The organism is Ulvibacterium sp. (assembly GCF_028285715.1).
In the GTDB taxonomy this organism is placed as follows: domain Bacteria; phylum Bacteroidota; class Bacteroidia; order Flavobacteriales; family Flavobacteriaceae; genus Ulvibacterium.
Genome location: NZ_JANQOO010000016.1, coordinates 1 through 21609, shown reverse-complemented (window position 1 = coordinate 21609; position 21609 = coordinate 1). Strand labels below are relative to the sequence as shown.

21 protein-coding genes are annotated in these 21609 nt (G+C 43.2%); 11 read left to right on the top strand and 10 right to left on the bottom strand.

Translation table 11 applies throughout. The features are described from left to right. Positions 1 to 2: 2 nt before the first annotated feature. The gene (locus Q0993_RS06230) at positions 3 to 2879 is read right to left on the bottom strand and encodes a TonB-dependent receptor (protein WP_299530847.1); all 2877 of its coding nucleotides are present in this window, start codon (positions 2877 to 2879) and stop codon (positions 3 to 5) included. 288 nt (positions 2880 to 3167) lie between these two features. Here Q0993_RS06230 and Q0993_RS06225 point away from each other — a divergent pair, with 288 nt between their 5' ends. The 9 genes from Q0993_RS06225 (at position 3168) to Q0993_RS06185 (ending at position 9761) form a co-directional block, all read left to right on the top strand. Next, positions 3168 to 3854, top strand: coding sequence for a response regulator transcription factor (locus tag Q0993_RS06225; RefSeq protein ID WP_299530845.1), 687 nt, complete (start codon positions 3168 to 3170; stop codon positions 3852 to 3854). Beyond that, positions 3854 to 4918 carry an ATP-binding protein gene (locus Q0993_RS06220; protein ID WP_299530843.1) on the top strand — a complete coding sequence of 355 codons (1065 nt, stop codon included), beginning with the start codon at positions 3854 to 3856 and terminating at the stop codon, positions 4916 to 4918. The genes Q0993_RS06225 and Q0993_RS06220 overlap by 1 nt, the downstream gene beginning before the upstream one ends. 180 nt (positions 4919 to 5098) lie before the next feature. After that, positions 5099 to 5767 (top strand): tRNA (guanosine(46)-N7)-methyltransferase TrmB, encoded by a 669-nt coding sequence (trmB, locus tag Q0993_RS06215; RefSeq protein WP_299530841.1) that lies wholly within the window; start codon positions 5099 to 5101, stop codon positions 5765 to 5767. A 3-nt stretch (positions 5768 to 5770) separates the two neighbouring features. Then, the gene (locus tag Q0993_RS06210; RefSeq protein ID WP_299530839.1) at positions 5771 to 6403 is read left to right on the top strand and encodes a LysE family transporter; all 633 of its coding nucleotides are present in this window, start codon (positions 5771 to 5773) and stop codon (positions 6401 to 6403) included. Continuing rightward, positions 6393 to 6731, top strand: coding sequence for an MGMT family protein (locus Q0993_RS06205; protein ID WP_299530837.1), 339 nt, complete (start codon positions 6393 to 6395; stop codon positions 6729 to 6731). The genes Q0993_RS06210 and Q0993_RS06205 overlap by 11 nt, the downstream gene beginning before the upstream one ends. Positions 6732 to 7037: 306 nt before the next feature. Then, a complete protein-coding gene (locus Q0993_RS06200) occupies positions 7038 to 7586 on the top strand; it encodes a LacI family DNA-binding transcriptional regulator (protein WP_299530835.1) in 549 nt (182 codons plus the stop codon). A 222-nt stretch (positions 7587 to 7808) separates the two neighbouring features. Beyond that, complete coding sequence (locus tag Q0993_RS06195; RefSeq protein WP_299530833.1) at positions 7809 to 8954, top strand: Mrp/NBP35 family ATP-binding protein; 1146 nt, start codon at positions 7809 to 7811, stop codon at positions 8952 to 8954. Further along, positions 8951 to 9190, top strand: coding sequence for a NifU family protein (locus tag Q0993_RS06190; RefSeq protein WP_282162071.1), 240 nt, complete (start codon positions 8951 to 8953; stop codon positions 9188 to 9190). The genes Q0993_RS06195 and Q0993_RS06190 overlap by 4 nt, the downstream gene beginning before the upstream one ends. A 238-nt stretch (positions 9191 to 9428) precedes the next feature. Beyond that, the gene (locus Q0993_RS06185) at positions 9429 to 9761 is read left to right on the top strand and encodes a 2Fe-2S iron-sulfur cluster-binding protein (protein WP_299530827.1); all 333 of its coding nucleotides are present in this window, start codon (positions 9429 to 9431) and stop codon (positions 9759 to 9761) included. Between the two features lie 47 nt (positions 9762 to 9808). On the opposite strand, the gene Q0993_RS06180 is transcribed toward Q0993_RS06185, so the two are convergent. From Q0993_RS06180 to Q0993_RS06165, 4 genes are all read right to left on the bottom strand, one after another. Then, entirely contained in the window at positions 9809 to 11548 is a 1740-nt protein-coding gene (locus Q0993_RS06180) for an ABC transporter ATP-binding protein (RefSeq protein WP_299530825.1), read from the bottom strand. 170 nt (positions 11549 to 11718) lie between these two features. Further along, positions 11719 to 12096, bottom strand: a complete 378-nt coding sequence (locus Q0993_RS06175; protein WP_299530822.1) for a HEPN domain-containing protein — start codon at positions 12094 to 12096, stop codon at positions 11719 to 11721. Positions 12097 to 12136: 40 nt separating this feature from the next. After that, entirely contained in the window at positions 12137 to 15667 is a 3531-nt protein-coding gene (nifJ, locus tag Q0993_RS06170; protein ID WP_299530819.1) for a pyruvate:ferredoxin (flavodoxin) oxidoreductase, read from the bottom strand. A 293-nt stretch (positions 15668 to 15960) separates the two neighbouring features. Then, complete coding sequence (locus tag Q0993_RS06165) at positions 15961 to 16314, bottom strand: 4Fe-4S dicluster domain-containing protein (protein ID WP_299530816.1); 354 nt, start codon at positions 16312 to 16314, stop codon at positions 15961 to 15963. A 138-nt stretch (positions 16315 to 16452) separates the two neighbouring features. Here Q0993_RS06165 and Q0993_RS06160 point away from each other — a divergent pair, with 138 nt between their 5' ends. Next, a complete protein-coding gene (locus Q0993_RS06160) occupies positions 16453 to 18324 on the top strand; it encodes a 2-oxoacid:acceptor oxidoreductase subunit alpha (protein ID WP_299530813.1) in 1872 nt (623 codons plus the stop codon). A 2-nt stretch (positions 18325 to 18326) separates the two neighbouring features. Beyond that, on the top strand, positions 18327 to 19340 hold the full coding sequence (locus Q0993_RS06155; protein ID WP_299530810.1) for a 2-oxoacid:ferredoxin oxidoreductase subunit beta: 1014 nt from the start codon (positions 18327 to 18329) through the stop codon (positions 19338 to 19340). A 49-nt stretch (positions 19341 to 19389) separates the two neighbouring features. Here Q0993_RS06155 and Q0993_RS06150 read toward each other — a convergent pair whose 3' ends face one another. The 5 genes from Q0993_RS06150 to Q0993_RS06130 all read right to left on the bottom strand — a co-directional run. Further along, positions 19390 to 19956, bottom strand: coding sequence for a YdeI family protein (locus Q0993_RS06150; RefSeq protein ID WP_299530807.1), 567 nt, complete (start codon positions 19954 to 19956; stop codon positions 19390 to 19392). A 40-nt stretch (positions 19957 to 19996) separates the two neighbouring features. After that, positions 19997 to 20440 carry a hypothetical protein gene (locus Q0993_RS06145; RefSeq protein ID WP_299530804.1) on the bottom strand — a complete coding sequence of 148 codons (444 nt, stop codon included), beginning with the start codon at positions 20438 to 20440 and terminating at the stop codon, positions 19997 to 19999. 66 nt (positions 20441 to 20506) lie between these two features. Then, the gene (locus tag Q0993_RS06140; protein WP_299530801.1) at positions 20507 to 20872 is read right to left on the bottom strand and encodes a DUF1801 domain-containing protein; all 366 of its coding nucleotides are present in this window, start codon (positions 20870 to 20872) and stop codon (positions 20507 to 20509) included. 37 nt (positions 20873 to 20909) lie between these two features. After that, positions 20910 to 21344 (bottom strand): cupin domain-containing protein, encoded by a 435-nt coding sequence (locus Q0993_RS06135; protein ID WP_299530798.1) that lies wholly within the window; start codon positions 21342 to 21344, stop codon positions 20910 to 20912. 68 nt (positions 21345 to 21412) lie between these two features. Further along, on the bottom strand, positions 21413 to 21609 hold a 197-nt coding region (locus Q0993_RS06130), incomplete at its 5' end, for a DUF3500 domain-containing protein (protein WP_299530795.1).

The following is a 21609-nucleotide window of genomic DNA, read 5'->3' as shown; positions in this document are numbered from 1 at the left end:
ATTTAGAATTTATAATTAATGCTCACATTAGCGTTTACACCTCTCGTATACGTTAAGACCTCTTCCTCCCTTGTTCTCGTAGATTGATCAGGCTCATCCGAAACCAACTGGTCACGACGATAAACTGGATTTAAGAGGTTTTTGACGGAAGCTCCGATTGTTAACCTGTCGTTAATCTCTTTTCTGAATATGAAATCCAAAACCACGACTCCCCTTTCAATAATTTCACCATTAAAGTTGGTATCTTCCAAAAGGACCCCATCCGTTCCAAGAGGACTTTGGGCCCTGGGTGCTCCCAAAGCAAATATCCGATCCGAAGCATAATTGCCGGCAAGGGTAAACTCATAGGGATATTCGTTGCCTGTATTTAAGGTCAAAGCGAGATTGGTGGTCCAATCCGAGGCACCTTCCAAACCAATTTCATCCAACCCCCTATATCTAAATGTCCGTCGACTGTTATTCACATTTCGTCCATCCTCCCTTAAATCTTGTTTATGGTCAATGTAGGAGACATTACCGGACAATCTCAAATTTGGCAAAGAGTCCCTTTTTTGAATCAGATATACTCTAGCCTCCAACTCGACCCCAAGAATTCTGGCGTTATCACTTGTATTGAAATAGGAAAATCGGTTTGAGCCTCCACCAAAAATCAAGGACTTGTTTATAGGATCCTTGATATTCTTGTAATAGGTGGTCAAGGATAAAAGTTGGTCGGAACTTGGAAAGAATTCAAACTTTAAATCCACATTAGTAGTCGTGGATGCTTCCAAAAAAACATTACCCCGTTCAATGAGGCCAATGGCCGAAATGTATTCAAAAGGAGCAATTTCCTTGAATTCAGGAAGAGTCTGACTTAAACTGCCCGCCAATCGAAGTGCCATTTTATCGTTTAAATCATATTTTAGATTAAGGGCGGGATACAATCTTTCGTAAGATAGGTTTGAAGATCCTACCCTTGGCTGAAAGGTCACGGGATCTATAAAATTGGTAACGTCAAAATCTACATTGATCTCATCACTTTGAAAACGTAGGCCGAGCTCTGCTGTAAGCTTTCCAAAAACACCGACAAAATCCGCAAATCCGGCAAAAGATGTCAACTCCGCATCATAAGTGTCAAACTGTGAGGTAAGTGTCAATAATCCGTCATCGATATTTTGTTGTGTAAATACTTCGGTTAAATTGTCTATGGAAGATGGATTTAAGGCCCCCCTTGAGCTATCGTCAAAACCTTCAAATACCGAATTGAACTCTCTTTGTTTAATCCTTCCATCACCACCAAAACTCAACTTATAAATGGCATCACCATCTTCATTCTCCTTTAGCGTGATCGCATCACTGATGCGACCGTTAAATTCGTCATCCAAGATTTCCTGAGAGGTTTTACGTTGTTGTAAGGCTCCAACATTTCCCAACTGTATTTGTCCTTGTGGAATACCTAGGGTGGGGTCCTCATTCATAATGTTAACCTCGTTTCTGATACGATTGGGTTCATCGGCCGCCAATCTATTGTAGCCTACGGCCCAATCCAAGGTGTTATTTTCAGATAGGTCATGGGTTCCAAGAAGTTGGCCTATGGCTAAAAAGGTGTTTTTAATGTTTTGATCCCTAACAAATTGAAAACCGCGTTCCTCCGGAGATAATTCTTCAAATACAACAGCTCCTCCGCTTCTACCGGCTTCATAGGTTTCCTCAAATACTTTGTTAATGGCAAAGGCATTGAATCGTAACTTATGGGCATCATTAATTCTGTATTCCCCGGTCAAAATACCGCTGGTGTTCACGGTACGCCTCCAAAACCTGTTGTCGCCGTCCGGAACGGAATCATTGCGTTGTCCCCTATCAAATTCAAGAAACAGTCCCTCTCTATATTCGTGATCCACAGATTGGCCACCGGCCAGATACAAGCGCAATTTCCCCGCTTCATCCAAAAAACCGCCGGCATTGAAGCCAAAGGAATAGTTCAAGGGAACATCAACGGTTTGGGTATTCCAGCTCTGCCCCGTTAGTGCATTTTGCAAATTGGCATTTTGGTAAGGTCTTGAAAAAACTCCCAAACTAATATCGCTGTTAACGGCAGTGACTTTGAAATCATCATAAACCGTTCCGGCGTTGGAATTTATACCTCCACCAAAACTGATACCAAAATCCTTTCTAGAAGTTACTTCCTTTGAAGAAATATTAATATTCCCCGAAGCCTGATCCGCCGAATTATTGGGTGCAAATGTTTTGCTAATGGATACATTTTGGATAAATCTAGACGGAAGTAAGGACAGATCTATATTCTTTTTGTCAATGTTATCGGAAGGAACGGGCAAACCATTTAAGGTCGTAGTGAGATATCTATCGCCTAGACCCCGTACATAGATTTGACCGGAACCCTCAGATTTGGATACCCCGGAAATTTTGGTGGTGGCCGCCGAAGCATCCGAAACACCCAGACGGTTCAACTGCTCAGCACCAATACTCTCAACCACGGTCACGGCCTTTTTCTGGTCCAGAAGCAAAGCCACCTCGGAATCCTTTCGCGCCACTGTGGTAACCACAACCTCGTCCAAGGAAACTCCCTCAGATGCACTCATTGGTACATTAATGGTAGTCACCTTCCCAGCGACTACCTCAACGTTTGGAATTTCTATGGTTTCATACCCCAAATAGCTAAAGACCACTATATATGTGCCCGGCTCTAGATTTGGAATTTCATAAAGCCCATCAAAATCCGAAGTAGTTCCTTTTGTGGTTCCCTTCAGGAGGACATTGGCGAAGGCGAGAGGTTCGTTATTTAGCTCTTTATCAGTGAGTTTTCCGACAATACTACCGGTGTCCTGGGCCCCTAAAAACATGGTGCCGAAAAGACAAAGACACACTACAAAATATCTCATTAATTAGAATTTGGTTATGGCGCAAAGAACGCTAGGTGAGGTAAAAGTCGAGTTACGTCCATGTTAAACCTTTATTGCAATAATGTTATGTAAATGTTACTATATTAAATGAACGTTAAGCCGTTTTGGGATAATCCTATTATCTTTACATTTGGTGAATTGACAGTTTAAAAGCAATGTAATGAGCCATGATAAGGGACTGATTTCCAAGCAACCCGTTCAAAGGCAAATAACCCATCCGTGCCGGTATGGATGGCCTATTGATTTATTGAAAACAAAAGCCAACAGATGAAAAAAAAGGACATTAGAATACTTTTAGTGGACGATGAGGCCGATATTCTGGAAATCGTTAGTTATAACCTATCTTCGGAAGGCTATCAGGTTTTTACCGCCAAAAATGGTGTTGAAGGCGTAGCGAAAGCGAAAAAGAAATTACCGCACCTTATTATTTTGGACGTAATGATGCCCGAAATGGATGGGATAGAGGCATGCGAAATCATGCGCAATACTTCTGGACTGGAAAACACCATTATCACCTTTTTGACCGCACGGGGTGAGGATTATTCCCAAGTCGCCGGTTTTGATGCCGGGGCTGATGATTATATCACCAAGCCTATAAAACCCAAGGTCCTTGTGAGTAAGGTAAAAGCGTTGCTCCGCAGGTTAAAGGAAGATGCCGATCCACAAGAGGACATCGTAAAAGTGGGCAATATTGTCATTAATCGGGAGGAATATAAAATAGTAAATGACGGTAAGGAAATTGTACTTCCCAGAAAGGAATTTGAGCTTTTGGCACTATTGACATCAAAGCCCAGCAAGGTATTTAAAAGAGAAGTCATTCTAGATAAAGTATGGGGCAACGAGGTTGTGGTAGGGGGCCGTACCATTGATGTGCACATTCGTAAACTTCGAGAAAAAATCGGGGAAAATCATTTTAAGACCGTTAAGGGAGTGGGCTATAAGTTTGTGCTATAATGCCTATTCAACTTAAGAGGTCATATCGATTTGCTTTTCGATCCGCGGTGCTGATTACCCTGTTGTCCTCTTTGCTTTTGGGCGGTCTGTTGTATTTTCTACAAACTTTGGACTGGTCTATCGTTTTACTTTTTTCAATACTGGTCTTTACAACCTCCTTTGCCGTACTCCAGATCAGGATAGAGAAATTCATCTATAGAAGGATCAAAAAGATTTATGATGATGTGGCGCTGTTGGATTCCTCCTCTTTTACTTCAGGACCCATTACCACAGATATGCGGACACTTACAGCTGAAATAGAGAAATTTGCCCAGGATAAGAAGATTGAAATCGATACCTTAAAAATCCGCGAAGAGTATCGGAAAGATTTTCTAGGCAATGTTTCCCATGAATTAAAGACACCTCTTTTTACGGTCCAAGGTTATATACTTACCCTGCTGGACGGGGCTATGGAGGATAAGAGCATACGTAAGAAATACTTACAGCGAGCCAATAAAGCTGTAGAACGACTTATATACATCATTAAGGATTTGGATTTAATAACCAAATTGGAAGTAGGGGACCTTAATTTGGAACGGGAAGACTTTGATGTTATAGAGCTTATTCATAGTGTTTTTGATTTGCTGGAAATGAAAGCCGCCAAAAAAAAGATCACGCTTACATTTGATATGGAGTATACCGAGCCCATTTATGTATATGCCGATAAGGAAAAAATCCAACAGGTATTGACCAACCTTTTGGTAAACTCCATTAAATATGGCCACAGGGATGGCACTTCCGAGGTGAGTGTGGAAAACCTTATCAAGAACAAGGTAATCGTAAGAGTAACGGATAACGGTGAGGGCATACCCCAAAAGCATATTCCTCGTTTGTTCGAACGTTTTTATAGGGTGGACCAAAGCGGTAGTAGAAGTGAAGGTGGTTCTGGCTTGGGCCTCTCCATAGTAAAACATATTATCGAGGCCCATGACGAGAAAATCTATGTGGAAAGTGTGGAGGAAGTAGGTTCCGAATTTTCATTTACCTTGGAAAAAGCAAAGAAAATTGAAATGAAAACCATTTAATATCCAAATGGTCCCGGATTTCACATAGAACTGCAAAAAGTAAGCGGCGCAGGACTTTAGCCTATCCAAAGAAGTTTTAACTATTTTTTTACTCAAAGACATTATTGGGGTTATGGGAAACAAAATACTTAAGGAATAAAGATTTCCTTAGCTTTGCCGTATTATCAAAGAAGGGCAGTTGTGGGAAGCAAGAACAAGCTGAAACGATTTAAGGAGAATGAAACGTTCAAAAATGTACTACAACCCAATAGGGAGGAAATACGGGCGGGATTTTCCCTAAAAGGCAATTGGCAATCCCATTTTGGCAATGATAATCCCATAGTCTTGGAATTGGGGTGTGGCAAGGGAGAATATACCTTGGGTCTTGCACGTCTTGAGAAGGATAAGAATTTTATTGGTATCGATATCAAAGGAGCCCGGCTTTGGAGAGGAGCCAAAATCGCTTTGGAGGATAATTTGGGGAATGTAGCTTTTCTTAGGACCCAAATAGAGCTGATCGATGAACTATTCGCCGAAGATGAAGTATCGGAAATCTGGATTACTTTTCCCGATCCACAGATAAAATATAAACGAACCAAGCATCGCATGACCAACTTGGACTTTTTGGAAAAATACCGCAAAGTACTTAGGCCAAGCGGACCGATTCACCTAAAGACCGATAGCGAATTTTTGCACGGCTACACCTTGGGGCTGCTCCATGGCACGGGTCAACAGATTACGTATGCCAATCATGATGTTTACAAGAATGAAGGCAGCCCGCCCGAGGTTCTTGGCATACGGACGTTTTATGAGCAGCAATATCTAGAGGAGGGAAAATCCATTACCTATATTCAATTTAGGATAAATTGACCTATGCACTTGCTCATTCTTTTTTTCGCCACATTTTCGGCAGCTTTTATGGCTACCGTACCGCCTGGACTATTAAATATGAATGCTGCAAAGACCAGTGTGGAAAAGGGGAAATTGAACGGCATCATATTCAGTACGGGTGTTTCCAGTATGATAATGATCCAGGCATATATTGCCGTGCTTATATCAAAATTCCTGAACAAAAACCCTGGGGTCGTTGAGGTTTTGATGGATATCGCCGTGGGCGTATTCGCCTTTTTTGCAGTCTATTTTTACATAGCCGCCCGGCGAAACAAAAAGAAACCACCAAAACTGGTGAAGGTTAGCAAAAAGAACAGTTTTTTCAAAGGGATGCTTTTGGCCGCATTAAATCTATTGACCATTCCTTATTATAGCGGCTTAAATATTATGTGGAATGCCAGTGGTTGGATAAAATTTGAAATTTGGGATATCGTTACCTTTATTCTGGCCGTAGGTTCGGGAACCTTTTCCGTACTATACATGTATACCATATATTTCAATAAATTGGAGGCAAAAACGAGTCAGTTTTCCAAGAATTCGAACTATATCCTAAGTGCCCTAATGGTTGCCTTATTAATCATTACCCTTATCCGCATTTTTACCCATGAAGCCTGAAAATCAAAATTTTTTTCAAAAAGTGTACGAAGTGGCCCGGCAGATTCCTTTTGGACGGGTTACCTCTTATGGTGCAATTGCCAAATATTTAGGCGCGGCCAGGAGCGCACGTATGGTGGGGTGGGCAATGAACGGTGCGGGAAATATGCCCGAGGTACCGGCCCATAGGGTCGTGAATAAAACAGGTCTTCTAACTGGAAAACACCATTTTGATGGAATCAATCTGATGCAACAATTACTGGAAAATGAAGGCATCCAGGTGGTCGACAATCAAATTGTGGACTTTGAAAAACACTTTTGGGATCCCTTTAAGGAGCTCAGGCAATAACCTTGATCCGTTGTTGTTGCTCTTTTGAAGTCCGACGAACTTCTTCCTGCTTTTTTCAATCACGAAATTTATCAAAACCATTTCTTTTCCTACTTCTTCGGCAGCAAAACCTTATCCGCTTTTTGAAGATTTTGTTAAATGCGTCAAAAATGTTGAACTGGGTGTAACAACTTGCCAAGGTAGCAAGTCTATTAGAAAAGTAAATCGCCATTATTCTAAAGAGCGAATACATTTTTTGGCAGTGGGAATGGCTATAACTCACTTGAAATAAGATAATAATTATTTAAGGCGTAGTATAGGCATACCATGAAATCCGAAATCAATATCAAGCAAATAGCCTATTTATCGGGCTATTCAAAATCCACGGTTTCCAAAGCACTGAACGACAGTCGGGAGGTCAGTGAAAAGACCAAAAATAAAATCCGAAAAATAGCGGATACGTATAATTATAAGCCCAATAGTTCCGCCAAGGCACTTAAGTCCAAAAAGGCGCATACCATTGGCCTCATTATCCCGGAGTTCTCAAAAACCCAATACGCCCATCTCATGGAGGGAATAGAGGAGGAGGCGGTACGAAAAAAATATAGGCTGGCCGTTTATCAGTCCAAAAACAATTTGCTGCAAAAGAGAAGATCTATTCGAATGTTTTTTGATGGGAGCATAGATGGCTTGATCATTGTCACCAATGAGCGGTTTGCCCCTAGTTGTGAAATTGATTATGTAAACCAAATCTTGGAAGACTCATTACCGAGTATAAAAGTCAATTTTTCCGAGTGGTCGCATAACAATGGATCTCCAAGGGCAACCAAAGATATGGGAAAAGAGGTCTTTAAAAAACTAGTGAGGATGTTGTAGGATATCGATTGCAATCTGTCGAGAGGGTTGAACCAATCCACTTTGGAACAGCGCACTTTTTATAGGGCGAATAGGTTCTTTTCGATTAAGAATGTGGACGGAATATCCAATAACAGAATTCTATCGTTACATCTTCATTTTCAATCCATCCCCTTCTAAATCTCATGTGTAAGGCGTATCTTTGTTTAGTATCATTTTATAGCAATACAAAGAAGATTTTACATGAAAATCGAGAAGAAAGCGGTTTTGGAGGCACTGGAAAAAATAACCGTGCCTGGCGAGGGACAAAATATGGTGGAAAGTGGTGCCGTAACGAATATACAGATTTTTGGGGATGAGGTAGAGGTAGATGTTACCATAAAGAACCCTAGTCTACAGGCCCGAAAAAAGACCGAAGTGGAAATCCTTAAGGTTATCCACAGGGAGGTATATGAAAAGGCCAAGATAAAGATCAATATCAAAGTGGATGCCCCTACCAAACCCAAAGTCAATGAAATTAAGGGTAAACCCATTCCGGGAATTCAAAATATTATTGCGGTCGCCTCTGGCAAGGGAGGTGTTGGCAAATCTACGGTAACCGCAAACTTGGCGGTTACCCTGGCCAAAATGGGGTTTAATGTTGGCCTGTTGGATGCGGATATTTATGGCCCATCCATGCCCATTATGTTCGACGTGGCCCATGAGAAACCATTGGCGATTACCGTTAATGGCAAATCCAAAATGAAGCCCGTTGAGAATTATGGGGTGAAGTTATTGTCCATTGGGTTTTTTACCCAACCCAATCAAGCGGTGATTTGGCGGGGGCCAATGGCTTCCAAGGCATTGAACCAAATGATATTCGATGCCCATTGGGGAGATTTGGATTTTATGTTGTTGGATCTGCCACCGGGAACGGGCGATATACATTTGAGCATCATGCAATCCATGCCGGTCACCGGTGCCGTAGTGGTAAGCACACCCCAGGAAGTGGCATTAGCGGACGCAAAGAAGGGAGTGGCCATGTTCCAACAAGATTCTATTAATGTCCCTGTGTTGGGTATTGTGGAAAATATGGCCTATTTTACACCTGCTGAGCTACCTGAGAATAAATATTATATCTTTGGTAGGGAAGGGGCCAAAAATTTATCACAGGATTTGGATGTTCCTTTCTTGGGAGAAATCCCCTTAGTTCAAAGCATTCGCGAAGCGGGGGATGTAGGTCGTCCCGCCGCATTGCAAACGGCCACTCCGGTGGAACTGGCTTTTGAGGATCTGACCAAGAGCGTTGTGCAGGAGTTGGTGCGTAGAAATAAAAACCTTCCCCCAACGGAAGCAATCAAGATTACGACAATGGCAGGCTGTGCTGCAGTTAAAGGTAAGAAAGTATGACATCCGAGGAACTTAAATCAAACGTAGAGAAGGCATTGGAGGAAATTCGCCCCTTCTTACAAAGTGATGGTGGGGATATCTCTCTGATATCCATTGATGACGATAAGTCTGTCAAAGTTCGCTTACAAGGCAATTGTGTGGGATGCAGTGTAAATCAAATGACCTTAAAAAGCGGAGTGGAGATGACCATAAAAAAACACGCACCGCAAATTGAGGAGGTAATCAATTTAAGCTAAACTTTTTTGGATAGTGATTCCGGGGAATGCATTTCCCGGATTTCTTTATGACAAGTATAGACTTGACGGTGAATGGATTACAGTCTCTGAATACGCTATTTCACTAATTCAGTTCCTATTGTTTTACGCTTAACTTGTAAACTTCCGTACTTTGTCCGACAAATACCCGGAAAACCCTATTTTTGCATCTTCTTTTCCGAATTAAGGAGAAATAGATGAATTCTAACGATACTCGGAGATGTCGGATATAAAAATTAAGATTACGGACAGGGAGGGTGTGCTTCACGAAGTTGATGCCCCTACCGATATGAATATGAACTTGATGGAACTGGTACGTTCCTACGAGTTGGCTCCGGAAGGTACAATAGGGGTTTGTGGAGGTATGGCCATGTGCGCTTCCTGCCAATGCTATGTCAAGTCCGAGCATGAACTTCCCGAAAAATCGGATGAGGAGGATGCCATGTTGGCAGAAGCCTTCTATGTTGAGGACAATAGCCGTTTGGGATGCCAAATCCCAATAGTAGCGGACTTGGAAGGGCTTGAAATCGAATTGGCCCCGGCAGAATCCTAAAGGTTAAAAATCAAACTTGTTGGTTTTTCAAAATCAAGGGTATCTCGCTAAATCCTTGCTTGATACGTAAAGAGATTATAGTACCGCCCTTCCGAGGCAATCAATTCTTCATGGGTTCCCTGTTCTGCGATACTTCCATTTTCGATGACCAAGATTTGATCGGCTTTTCTAATGGTGCTCAGTCTGTGTGCTATAACAAATGTGGTCCGTCCTTTGGTAAGTTCGGCCAAACTCTTTTGAATCAAGGCTTCACTTTCCGTATCCAAACTTGATGTGGCCTCGTCCAATATTAAAATTTTAGGGTTTGCCAAAACCGCCCTGGCAATGGCGATACGTTGTCTTTGGCCGCCTGAGAGCTTTACCCCGCGTTCACCGATCAAGGTGTCAAGACCATCGTCGAAACGATCCGTGAATTCATTTACATAAGCGGCTCGTACTGCTTTTTCCAGCTCTTTTTCGCTAGCGTCAGGTCTAGGAAACAAAATGTTCTCCCTAATGGTGCCCTCGAATAGGAAGTCGTCCTGTAGTACTACGCCCAAAAATTGACGAAAACTGGTCAGATCAACTTTGGACATATCATGGCCATCAATGGTAATGTGGCCTGAATCCGGACTCAAGAAGCTTGCGGCCAAACCTGCAATGGTAGATTTACCGGAGCCCGAGCTCCCCACCAAGGCAATAACTTGACCTGCTGCGACCTTAAAGCTTACATCGTGTAGCACTTCCTTGTCTTCTTCATAGGCAAAGGAAACCCGGTCAAAGACCATATGGCCCAAAATATTGGAAAGTACCTTAGTGCGTTCCTTATTATCGGCTTCTGCGGATTCGTTCATCAATTCCTCGGTACGGTCCAGACCCGCCAATGCTTCGGTGAGTTGGCTTCCTATATTACTCATCTGAACGATAGGGGCCACCATTAAGGCCAACAAAAAGGTAAACTCAAAATATTCCCCCGTACTTAACTCCCCTTGCATCATCTTATAACCTCCATACCCCATCATTATTCCTGTGGTCGCCAGCCCCAACAGAAAAGTGGACGAACTGGTCATAACGGCGGTCGCGGTTAAACTCTTTTTAACGTTTTCGTACAATCTCCTCACGCCGCCCTCGAAGACTTCCGCTTCTTGTGCTTCGGCATTGAACCCTTTAATGACCCGAATTCCACCCAAGGTTTCGGTTAAGCGTCCCTTTACCTCCGCATTTATTTTGCCCCGATCTCTAAAGACCGGCCGTATAATCTTAAAGGCCTTCAATGCAATGAATGCAAAAAGAATTAAGGGGATAAAGGTCAACAGGGTCATGGTTGGACTGATCCGCAATAACAAAACGAGCGATACCACCGCGGTTAGGGTCCCCCCTACGAGTTGTACCAAACCGGTACCGATCAGATTGCGGACACCTTCCACATCGCTCATAATACGTGAGACCAAGGCCCCGGATTTGGTATTATCAAAAAAACGTATGGGTAGGGAAAGGACTTGCTTTTGTACTTGGGCCCGTAATTCCGATATCATGTATTGCGCCTGTATGCTCAATACTTTGGTCAAAAGAAAGGACATTACCGCCTGTACCAAAAAGGACAGAATGACCACAACAACCAGAATTTTTAGTAGATCATAGTTTTTATTGGGGACTATATCGTCCAAAAAAAAGCGTAGGGAAATGGGTGCTACAAAACTGGCCGCCCTACTAATAACTATGAGCAACAGACCCACAAAGACCAGTTTTCTTCTGGGCCAAATAATAGTTCTAAATGCCTTTAGGACACTAACTTTTTTGTCTGCCATTGTATTCTTTGTTCTCGAGCGGAGGCAACAAAGTTAGTCGAAAAAGATATGGATTTCATACCATCATTAGGATTCGTTCTTTTAGGGCTGTGCGATGGTCACAAAATCAAAGGGCCGATTTGAACTAGTTCAAATCGGCCCTACATAAGGCAAGGAAGATCCATTTATTCCTAACTAATAACCCTTTCCCGCCTAAGAAACGTATCCAAGCTATCCGCAATATCAAAACATCGGCTAAATTCTGAGGGTTCATTGCAGAATCTAGAATCCTCTTTATGCATATTGCATCCAAAACCGGACAGATTAACTTCTTCAAAGTTTTTATTGATCTTTCTGCATTGCTCGTATAATCGGTCAATCGAATCCTCATTGTTTGGAGTAGATCCGTTGAGCATAAGAAATCCTTTCAAATAACTCTGGATGGCAAATTGGGAATTACTGCAGACCAAAGAAGGGACCACATCCTCTTCCGGTCTACACAATTCTTCATTGGCCTCTCTTAATTTTTGTATTGCTTCATCAAATAGTTTGCGGGCCTTATCTTCCATTTCCAATAATTTTAATTGTTTACTTCATCCTTGGTACGTACTACATATTTCTATAGAGTTCCAATCGCTCCCATCGTGTATCTACCTCTTCCTGGGCCTGTTTCAGCAATTCCTCACCCAGTTCCTTATTCTCTTTCGCCACTCTTGTAAATCGGGTTTCATTGTACATAAAATCCGTAAGTGGCGCATTGGGCTCCTTGGAATCCAACCGGAACTTTTTACCCTTGGGTTTGGAGGGGTCAAAACGGAACAAGGGCCAATATCCGGTCTCAACGGCTTTCTTTTGCTGAAGGGCACCGTCCTTCAAGTCATAACCGTGCTCTCCGCAATGGGAATAGGCAACGATCAATGATGGTCCGGGATAAGCCTCTGCTTCCTCAATGGCCTTTAGGGTTTGCATATCCTTTGCCCCCATAGCCACCTGTGCCACATATACGTTTTCGTAGGACACCGCCTGGAGCGCCAAACTTTTTTTACTGGTCCTTTTCCCGGATACGGAGAACTTGGCACTTGCGCCCAGAGGGGTGGCCTTGGAAGTTTGACCGCCGGTATTGGAGTACACCTCGGTGTCCAATACCATAATATTGATATCCTCTCCGGAAGCCAATACATGATCTACCCCGCCATACCCTATGTCATAGGCCCAACCATCTCCACCTAATATCCATACCGATTTCCTTCTAAGATATTCGGTTAGCTTGTTGAGCTTTTTGGCATTTGGGTCGTTACTGGTATCCAAGATTTTTTTGAGTTCATCCAAATGCCGGAATTTCTCTTCCCTTTGGGATTCGTCTGCTTCAGGATTATTTAAAATGGCTTCTACCAGTTCATTGCCAATCAAGGATTCCGATGATTTCAACAGATTCACCGCTATCTCCTGTTTTTTGCTCAAGGCCAATTTCATACCAAAACCAAATTCCGCATTATCTTCAAAGAGCGAGTTGGCCCAGGCCGGACCCCTACCTGCCTCGTTGGTCTTATACGGTGTAGTGGGTAAATTACCGCCATAAATAGAGGAACAACCCGTGGCGTTGGCTATCATGATGCTATCCCCATATAATTGTGTCAACATCTTAATATAGGGTGTTTCCCCACAACCGGAACAAGCCCCTGAGAACTCAAAGAGCGGCTCCAAAAACTGGGACCCTTTTACATTGGTTATCTGCAGCGCGGTACGGTCGTAATCCGGAAGGTTTATGAAATAATCCCAATTCTTGTCCTCAACAGATTCCACGTCAATTTTCTTGTGCATATTGATAGACTTGAAATCCTCTATTTCCTTGCTTTCTGCAGGGCAAACGGCTACGCAAAGGTCACAACCGGTACAATCCTCGGGCGAGACCTGTAAGATATAAGATTCCGTTTCCTTATTAAATGGCCTTCCCTTGGCAGGTACTGCTTTTAAATCGGTGGGTGCATCGGCCAAATCTTCATTTGGAACTACTTTGGCACGTATCGCCGCATGTGGGCAAATGGCCACGCATTTATTACATTGTGTACATAAATCGGCATCATCCCAAACCGGAATGTAATCCGCAATGCCCCTTTTTTCATATTGTGAAGTCCCTGTAGGGAAGGTACCGTCTACCGGGAAAGCGCTGACGGGAAGCTCATCTCCTTTTCCAGCCAATATTTTCCCCAGAATATCCTTTACAAATGGGTCTTCCGTACCGGTCATCATGGGTTTAAGGGCCCATTTGTTGGTCACTTTTTTCGGATAGTCTACCTTTTGTAGATTTTCCAATGATTTATCAACGGCGTTGAAGTTCATTTGTACAATCCGGTCTCCTTTGTGGGCGTACGATTTTACAATGGCATTTTTAATCTTTTCAATGGCTTCTTCCTTGGGCAGTACGCCTGAGATGGCAAAGAAACAGGTCTGTAGGACCGTATTGGTACGTTTGCCCAATTTTGCCTCATGGGCCACCTTGGTCGCGTCCACTACATAGAAGTCCAATTCGTTCTCAACGATATCCTGCTGTAGTTTTTCAGGTAATTTCTCCCATATTTCATCCTTGGAATAGGGTGCGTTCAACAAGAAGGTACCGCCTTTTTTTATGTTTTTCAGCAAGTCATATTTTTCAATAAAATTGAATTGATGACAGGCAATGAAATTGGCCTTGTGGATCAAGTAGGACGAATAGATAGGTTCCGGGCCAAAACGCAAATGGGATATGGTCTGTGCGCCTGCCTTTTTGGAGTCGTATACAAAATAACCCTGTACGTAGTTATCCGTGGTTTCCCCAATAATTTTAATTGAATTCTTATTGGCACCAACGGTACCATCGGAACCCAGACCGTAGAACATGCAGTTAAAGGTTGCCTTGGCCGTCTTAAATCGTTTTCCTATCTCCAGACTTGTATAGGAAACATCATCATTGATACCAATGGTAAAATGCTTTTTGGGAACCGATTTGTCCAGTTCATCATAGACCGACTTCACCATGGCTGGATCAAATTCCTTGGAAGACAATCCGAACCGTCCACCTATTATGGTCGGCATTGCCCTATCGCTTTCGGCAAATGCGGTTACAATATCCAGATACAAAGGTTCACCTGTGCTTCCAGGTTCTTTGGTCCTGTCCAAAACGGCTACTTTTTTTACCGTTTCTGGAAGTGCATCTATAAAGTGTTTTATAGAGAATGGTCTAAATAGGCGTATGATTATTGCACCTACTTTTTCTCCATTTTCCACCATGGTGTCCACTACCTCCAGAACCGGACCTTGGCCGGAACCCATAATAACGATAATCTTTTCGGCTTCCGGGTGTCCCACATAATAGAACAAACTATACCTGCGACCGGTATGCTGGTAGAACTCATCCATGGTGTCCTGAACGATTCCAGGAACTTTATCATAGTAGATGTTGGAAGCTTCCCTAGCCTGGAAAAACACATCAGGGTTTTGGGATGTTCCCCGTACTACCGGATGATCGGGATCTAAGGACCGTTTTTTATGGGCCATGATTTCATCCTCGGGCATCATGGCTTTTATGATATCATCCGGTATGGTATCGATTTTGGATATTTCATGGGACGTTCTAAATCCGTCAAAAATGTTCAAAAAGGGAACCCTTGCCTTTAAAGTTGCTACTTGAGCGATTAATGCGAAATCCATGGCTTCCTGTACAGAACCTCCAAAGAGCATGGAGAATCCGGTCTGTCTAGCCGCCATGACGTCGGAATGGTCCCCAAAAATGGAAAGCGCATGGGTGGCTACCGTCCTTGCAGCAACATGGATGACATTGGGGAGCAACTCCCCTGCTATTTTGTACATATTGGGTATCATCAACAACAACCCTTGGGAGGCTGTAAATGTTGTCGTTAAGGCACCTGCCTGCAACGAGCCGTGTACAGCTCCGGAAGCACCGCCCTCGCTTTGCATTTCGACGATCCTTGGTACATTGTCCCATATATTCTTTTCACCATTGGAACTGAACACATCTACGTGCTCGCCCATTGGGGAAGCCGGGGTAATGGGATAAATAGCGCAAACTTCATTGGTCTTGTGGGCAATTCTTGCAACGGCCTCATTCGCGTCGCAAATGAGTTTTGGGAAATCTTTTTTCATAATGGATAGCTTGTATTACGATACCGGATTGTTTAAAAAAGGAGGTACTCTATCGTACAATACCCCTTTTATAATGATACAGGATTTTTGATTGCTTCTATAAAAATAAAAAGCGTACTACTCTCATAACATGATATTTATCAGGAAAGCCGTTGGAATATCCCGGTGTTGGAAACATCAAAAAACCGCCATCGATACTAGCAAATCGACGGCGGTTTTGTAACATCATGTAAACCAACCAAAACTTTAGGGTCTAGAAAGGTAAAATGTGGAAGATTCTTTCAACAAAGAAGTCATTCATCATATAACCAAGCCTTCTTCGCCAAGAGTTGTTCTTCCGTTTCTACATGATTGTCATCGGGCACACAACAGTCCACCGGACAAACGGAGGCACATTGTGGCTCATCATGAAATCCTTCACATTCCGTACACTTATCGGGTACAATAAAATAGAATTCCTCGGATATAGGCTCGTTTTCGGCATCGGCATCTACTTCGGCCCCATTGGAGGGCAGGGTAACCATGCCACTTAGCTCAGTTTCGTCAGAGTAGGACCACTCCTGATCGGGTTCGTAAATTGCCGTATTCGGACATTCAGAAATACAGGCATCACAGTTAATGCATTCGTCTGTTATAATGATAGCCATTTTTCCCTATTTTTAATGTTTAGATATGTAAATTTAGGGGTATCCTTATGGGGAATTAATGATAAAAATCATATTTGAAAGAAAAGGGCAGGATTATTTTTTATCCGTTGATTATTAACCTATTTTTTGTTTTTTCTTATGGCCAAGAAGCCTCTTATATTTGAATATTCAGACCAAGGGAATAAAGTCCTGGAAGCCGTGGTGGTTCGCTTTGTCGGCGACTCCGGGGATGGGATGCAATTGACGGGTACCCAGTTTTCGGATACCTCGGCCATGTTCGGTAATGATGTGGCTACCTTTCCCAATTATCCTGCTGAAATTAGGGCTCCCCAAGGAAGTTTATACGGCGTTTCCGGTTTTCAGGTACATATCGGGAGTATGGAGGTCAATACACCTGGGGACAATGTGGATTTGTTGGTGGCTATGAACCCTGCCGGCCTAAAGACCAATCTGTATGCGGTAAAGCCAGGACATACCATTATCGTGGACACGGATTCCTTTGGCCGAAAGAATCTGGAAAAGGCAAAATATGAGACCAATCCCTTGGAGGATGGTAGTTTGGAAAACTACAGGGTCATAGAAGTAGCCATGACTTCAATAACTAAGGAGACCCTTAAGGATCTTACGGGCATTGACAACAAAAGTATTACACGGAGCAAGAATATGTTCGCCTTGGGGATGGTGTATTGGATGTATCATCGCTCCCCAAAACACACCATAGAATTTTTAAAACGAAAATTCAAGGACAGGCCCCTCATCGCGGAAGCCAATACTAAGGTACTGAACTCCGGATACTATTTTGCGGAGACCTTGGAACTCATTCCCAATGCGTATACCATTGCCCCGGCCAAAATGCCCGCAGGCACTTATCGAATATTATTGGGCAATACGGCAACGGCCTGGGGATTTCTCGCGGCGGCGGAAAAGTCCGATTTAGACCTTTTTTTAGGGTCGTACCCTATTACCCCAGCTTCCGATATTCTGCATGAATTGGTAAAACATAAGCACTTTGGCGTTAAAACATTGCAGGCAGAAGATGAGATTGCAGGAATTACCTCCGCCATTGGGGCTTCTTTCGCAGGAAACTTGGCCATAACCACAACTTCGGGCCCCGGTCTTGCCCTTAAGGGGGAAGCATTGGGTCTGGCTATGATGGTGGAACTCCCCTTGGTAGTGGTAAATGTACAACGGGGCGGTCCTTCTACAGGGTTGCCCACAAAGACGGAACAATCGGATTTGTTGCAGGCCATGTATGGTCGGAACGGGGAAAGTCCGGTCATCGTCATTGCCGCGAGTACTCCAGCCAATTGTTTCGACTTTGCTTATGAAGCCGCAAAATTGACCTTGGAGCATATGACCCCCGTGGTTTTATTGACGGATGGCTATATTGCCAACGGGTCGGCACCATGGAAAATTAAGACCATAGCCGAGATGCCCGAAATTAAAAGTAATAGGATCAAAGAGGCCAAGGAAAATTGGCACCCCTACGATAGGGATTCGGACACCTTGGCCCGTAATTGGGCCATACCGGGAACGGAAGGATTGGAACATCGTATTGGTGGCTTGGAAAAGGACCGCGTCACCGGAAATGTGTCCTACGTACCCGAAAATCATGGGTACATGACAAAAATACGGTCCGAGAAAATCAAAAGGGTTAAGAATTTTATTCCAGAGCTGGAAACGGAATTTGGCGATTCCGGCCGTCTCTTGGTCATCGGATGGGGAGGTACCTATGGTTCCCTGCATACTGCAATAAAGCAATTACATGGTGAGGGTCACACGGATATTGGCATGGCCCATTTCAACTATATTAATCCGCTACCTCGAAATACCGAGGAAATCCTTAAAAAGTTTGATAAAATTGTAGTTTGTGAATTGAACAATGGTCAATTTGCAAAGGTACTACGGGCCAATTTTGATGGATATACATTTTTGCAATTCAACAAGATACAGGGATTGCCGTTTGGAAACGATGAACTTGTACAGAAGTTCAAACAACTCATACAGTGATTATGGAAACAGCTGCTCCAAAAAAATATACGTTCAAGGATTTTGCCAGTGATCAGGAGGTGCGTTGGTGCCCGGGTTGCGATGATTATGTGATTTTAAGGGCCATGCAAAAGGCGCTTCCGGAGATTGGTGTCAAAAAAGAAGATGTTGTCTTTATTTCGGGTATTGGCTGTTCTTCCCGTTTTCCCTATTATATGGACACCTATGGCATGCATGGTATTCATGGAAGAGCTCCTGCCATTGCCACAGGGGTGAAACTGGCGAATCCCGAGCTAAGTGTATGGGTCATCACAGGAGACGGAGACAGTATGGCCATTGGGGGCAATCACCTGATTCACATTCTTCGTAGGAATATCGATTTGAATATCATTTTGTTCAACAACGAGATTTACGGATTGACCAAAGGTCAGTTTTCACCGACTTCCCTAGTTGGGCAAAAAACAAAATCCTCGCCCCATGGCAATACGCAACCTCCATTTTCTACGGGCGAACTGGCCCTGGGGGCTAGGGCACGGTTTTTTGCCAGGGTAGGGGGGAATACGCCGAAAGAGATGACTGACTTGTTTATAGCCGCCGAAAGTTTCAAGGGAACGTCCTTGATCGAGGTATTGCAGAACTGCCCCATTTTTAATGATGGGTGCTTCTCCAAATTTACCGATAGAAAGGTACGGGAAGACCAACAGTTGTTTGTGGAGCATGGTAAACCAATGATTTTTGGGAAAGACAAGGATAAGGGTTTGGTCCTTAAGGGACTGCAGTTGGAAGTAGTTACCCTGGGCGAGAACGGGGTCACTGAAGAAGATATTTTGGTGCATGATGCCAGGGCCCAGGATCCTACACTACATCAAATGTTGGTACGCTTGTCCTATCCTTTGGTTACTGGGATTATTCGGAGTTATGAGGATGTGACCTTTGAGGAAAGGGAAGATGCGCTAACGCAACAGGTAAAGGCCAATTCCAATTTTACCCAGGTAAACGACCTTTTCTTTTCCGGGGAAACCTATGAAGTGAAGTAATTGGAAAGGTTTACTTGGTGGTTGTTTGCCCTACCTAGGAATTCAAGTTTTAATAATACTTATCAATTCCTCCAAACCCCTTTATTAATTGGTTTTCCTGAGTTTTGGCGATGAAATTCAACAATCGTTTTTTGAACTCCTCCGGGCGTTTTCGGGCGCTATCAATATAAGCGATTCGTATGCGCTTGTACGGGTCTGAGAGTTTTTGATAGTTTTCCCAAGCCCTGGCATTCTTCCGTATTTCCTCTAATATGTCCGAAGGAAACTCAAATTCCTGATCGACAATGGCCTTGGCACTTTCCTTGATCGAATCGTGAAGCAAATCCTCTTTGTACAACCATTTCAATCGCTCTTTATTGGCTTGGGAATAGCCGCTTTTCGTTCGCCTTTTGGTAAACCGTTGTAAGGTGTGATCTGCGTCAAGGGATTTAACGGTACTATCGATCCAACCAAAACACAAGGCCTCCTCCACGGCGGTATTGTATTCGATTCTAGGTTTTCCGGTAGATTTTTTGGGATATACCAACCAAATGTCTTTCTTTTTCTCAAAATTTTGCCACAGCCATTTTCGCCATGTTCTTCTCTCGGTAACGTAAAGCGTATCCAATTCCTCCATTTTTAATGTGCCCTTTTAGTTTAACCCATAGTTCTGGAAATCAGACCGTATTATAAGCAGATTCAATGGCTTTCGCCAGTTTTTTGAGGCCTTGGGGTGCACTTGTTTCAAAGGTGCGCATGCCCTTGGCAAAATCGGGGGCATTTTCACCGGCCAGACTCAAACGTTGGGTGATTTGGGTCCGGTTGGGACCCATAGATTCCATCATTATTATATTGCAAAATACGGCACCATCCAAGGGCATTTCAATAGTCGCGGAGCGTTCAGGCTCAAGCTGTGTTATGGTCCATGTATAGGGATGTTGTCCCGGAGTTTTTGTGGCACCTGAAGTACCTATGGCAAAAGGCCCATGAAGCTTTATCCATTCCACCGCTTTCCCTTCAAGACGCTCCCAATTAGATACATCGGTCCAAAAGGCCCATGCAAAGGATTTATGCGAATTGCATTCTACCGAATGTTCAAATTGCCAAATGATGTCATGCATTGCCTCAATCTTTGGAATATTCACTAAATCAATTTAATCCGGTAATAACCTTATTGGTCAACTTCGTTACGAATTATCACGCATTTTTATCCAACCCAGTACCACGCGCTGTAAATCCTTTTTATGGTTTTCTATATCGGCCATACTTGCGAATTTTGCAGTCCTTGCCTCTTTACCATCGCCTTGAAGCAGTCCGGTAGTATCATTGATCAAAGCTCCTTTGTGGAACATTAGACTAACATGTTTCTTGGCATTCATAAAGTAGGAGGCCATGTTCCCCTTATATATAAAGGTGGGGCTGCTCCATTTTATGGTTTCCTCAATATCGGGATGGGTCTTTAAGATAATTTCCCGGACCCTTTGGATTTCAGCCTCCAAAGGATGATTTTTCTTCTTGAGGTATTCGTCGACTTCCGGATTTCTATTGGTCATGATTTTTTAGGTAAAGGTGGTTTTATTTCTTTTTGACTTATTCCTCGTAGATATCAAATTCGGCGGAAACGGACTTCATAAGCTCCGCATCTGCAAAATCACTGTCGGACAGCTTTGATAGTTTTTCCAAATACAGGTCGAACTGGCCATTTTTGAATAGCGTCAGCATTTTGCCTCCTTCTTCACATTTTGCCGCATGCCAAACATGGGGAGGAACGGTTAGGGTATCTCCAGGCCCTGCGGTAATTGACTCATCGTCGAAAATGAATTCCACTTCCCCCTCTAGGATATAAAAGACCTCCGTCATTATCTTGTGTTGATGTCTCCCAAGATAAAACCCTGGTTTTAAGGTATCCTCAACAATACTCAGTTCCCCATTGGTATTATGGGAAGAAAGTTTAATGAAGCAATGATCTTGGGCATAGTTATAGTTTTCACCTTCTCCGTTTCGTATAATTTCCTTTTCCTTCATTTTGTTTAGGGATTTTTCATTGGAATGAATGGACTGTAAAGCGTGTAGTCATTGTCAACAACTGACATTTAATGATGATGTTTTGCCAAATGTTGCCGTAAATAATCCTTCCCGTAATCATTTCCATTCGGGGTCCGTACTATGGTATGTATGTGATTTCTTGTGGGTTGCCTGCCATTCCCTCGAATACCGATTGGTCCTTGATGATCAAATTCGATAAGAACAACGGGACTGTGGATTCGATAATAGAATACCGCATTTTCAT

Coding starts and splice junctions, on each gene's coding strand:
- Q0993_RS06230 (WP_299530847.1), bottom strand. CDS start 2,879: ATGAGATATTTTGTAGTGTGTCTTTGTCTTTTCGGCACCATGTTTTTA.
- Q0993_RS06225 (WP_299530845.1), top strand. CDS start 3,168: ATGAAAAAAAAGGACATTAGAATACTTTTAGTGGACGATGAGGCCGAT.
- Q0993_RS06220 (WP_299530843.1), top strand. CDS start 3,854: ATGCCTATTCAACTTAAGAGGTCATATCGATTTGCTTTTCGATCCGCG.
- Q0993_RS06210 (WP_299530839.1), top strand. CDS start 5,771: ATGCACTTGCTCATTCTTTTTTTCGCCACATTTTCGGCAGCTTTTATG.
- Q0993_RS06205 (WP_299530837.1), top strand. CDS start 6,393: ATGAAGCCTGAAAATCAAAATTTTTTTCAAAAAGTGTACGAAGTGGCC.
- Q0993_RS06200 (WP_299530835.1), top strand. CDS start 7,038: ATGAAATCCGAAATCAATATCAAGCAAATAGCCTATTTATCGGGCTAT.
- Q0993_RS06195 (WP_299530833.1), top strand. CDS start 7,809: ATGAAAATCGAGAAGAAAGCGGTTTTGGAGGCACTGGAAAAAATAACC.
- Q0993_RS06190 (WP_282162071.1), top strand. CDS start 8,951: ATGACATCCGAGGAACTTAAATCAAACGTAGAGAAGGCATTGGAGGAA.
- Q0993_RS06185 (WP_299530827.1), top strand. CDS start 9,429: ATGTCGGATATAAAAATTAAGATTACGGACAGGGAGGGTGTGCTTCAC.
- Q0993_RS06180 (WP_299530825.1), bottom strand. CDS start 11,548: ATGGCAGACAAAAAAGTTAGTGTCCTAAAGGCATTTAGAACTATTATT.
- Q0993_RS06175 (WP_299530822.1), bottom strand. CDS start 12,096: ATGGAAGATAAGGCCCGCAAACTATTTGATGAAGCAATACAAAAATTA.
- nifJ (WP_299530819.1), bottom strand. CDS start 15,667: ATGAAAAAAGATTTCCCAAAACTCATTTGCGACGCGAATGAGGCCGTT.
- Q0993_RS06165 (WP_299530816.1), bottom strand. CDS start 16,314: ATGGCTATCATTATAACAGACGAATGCATTAACTGTGATGCCTGTATT.
- Q0993_RS06160 (WP_299530813.1), top strand. CDS start 16,453: ATGGCCAAGAAGCCTCTTATATTTGAATATTCAGACCAAGGGAATAAA.
- Q0993_RS06155 (WP_299530810.1), top strand. CDS start 18,327: ATGGAAACAGCTGCTCCAAAAAAATATACGTTCAAGGATTTTGCCAGT.
- Q0993_RS06150 (WP_299530807.1), bottom strand. CDS start 19,956: ATGGAGGAATTGGATACGCTTTACGTTACCGAGAGAAGAACATGGCGA.
- Q0993_RS06145 (WP_299530804.1), bottom strand. CDS start 20,440: ATGCATGACATCATTTGGCAATTTGAACATTCGGTAGAATGCAATTCG.
- Q0993_RS06140 (WP_299530801.1), bottom strand. CDS start 20,872: ATGACCAATAGAAATCCGGAAGTCGACGAATACCTCAAGAAGAAAAAT.
- Q0993_RS06135 (WP_299530798.1), bottom strand. CDS start 21,344: ATGAAGGAAAAGGAAATTATACGAAACGGAGAAGGTGAAAACTATAAC.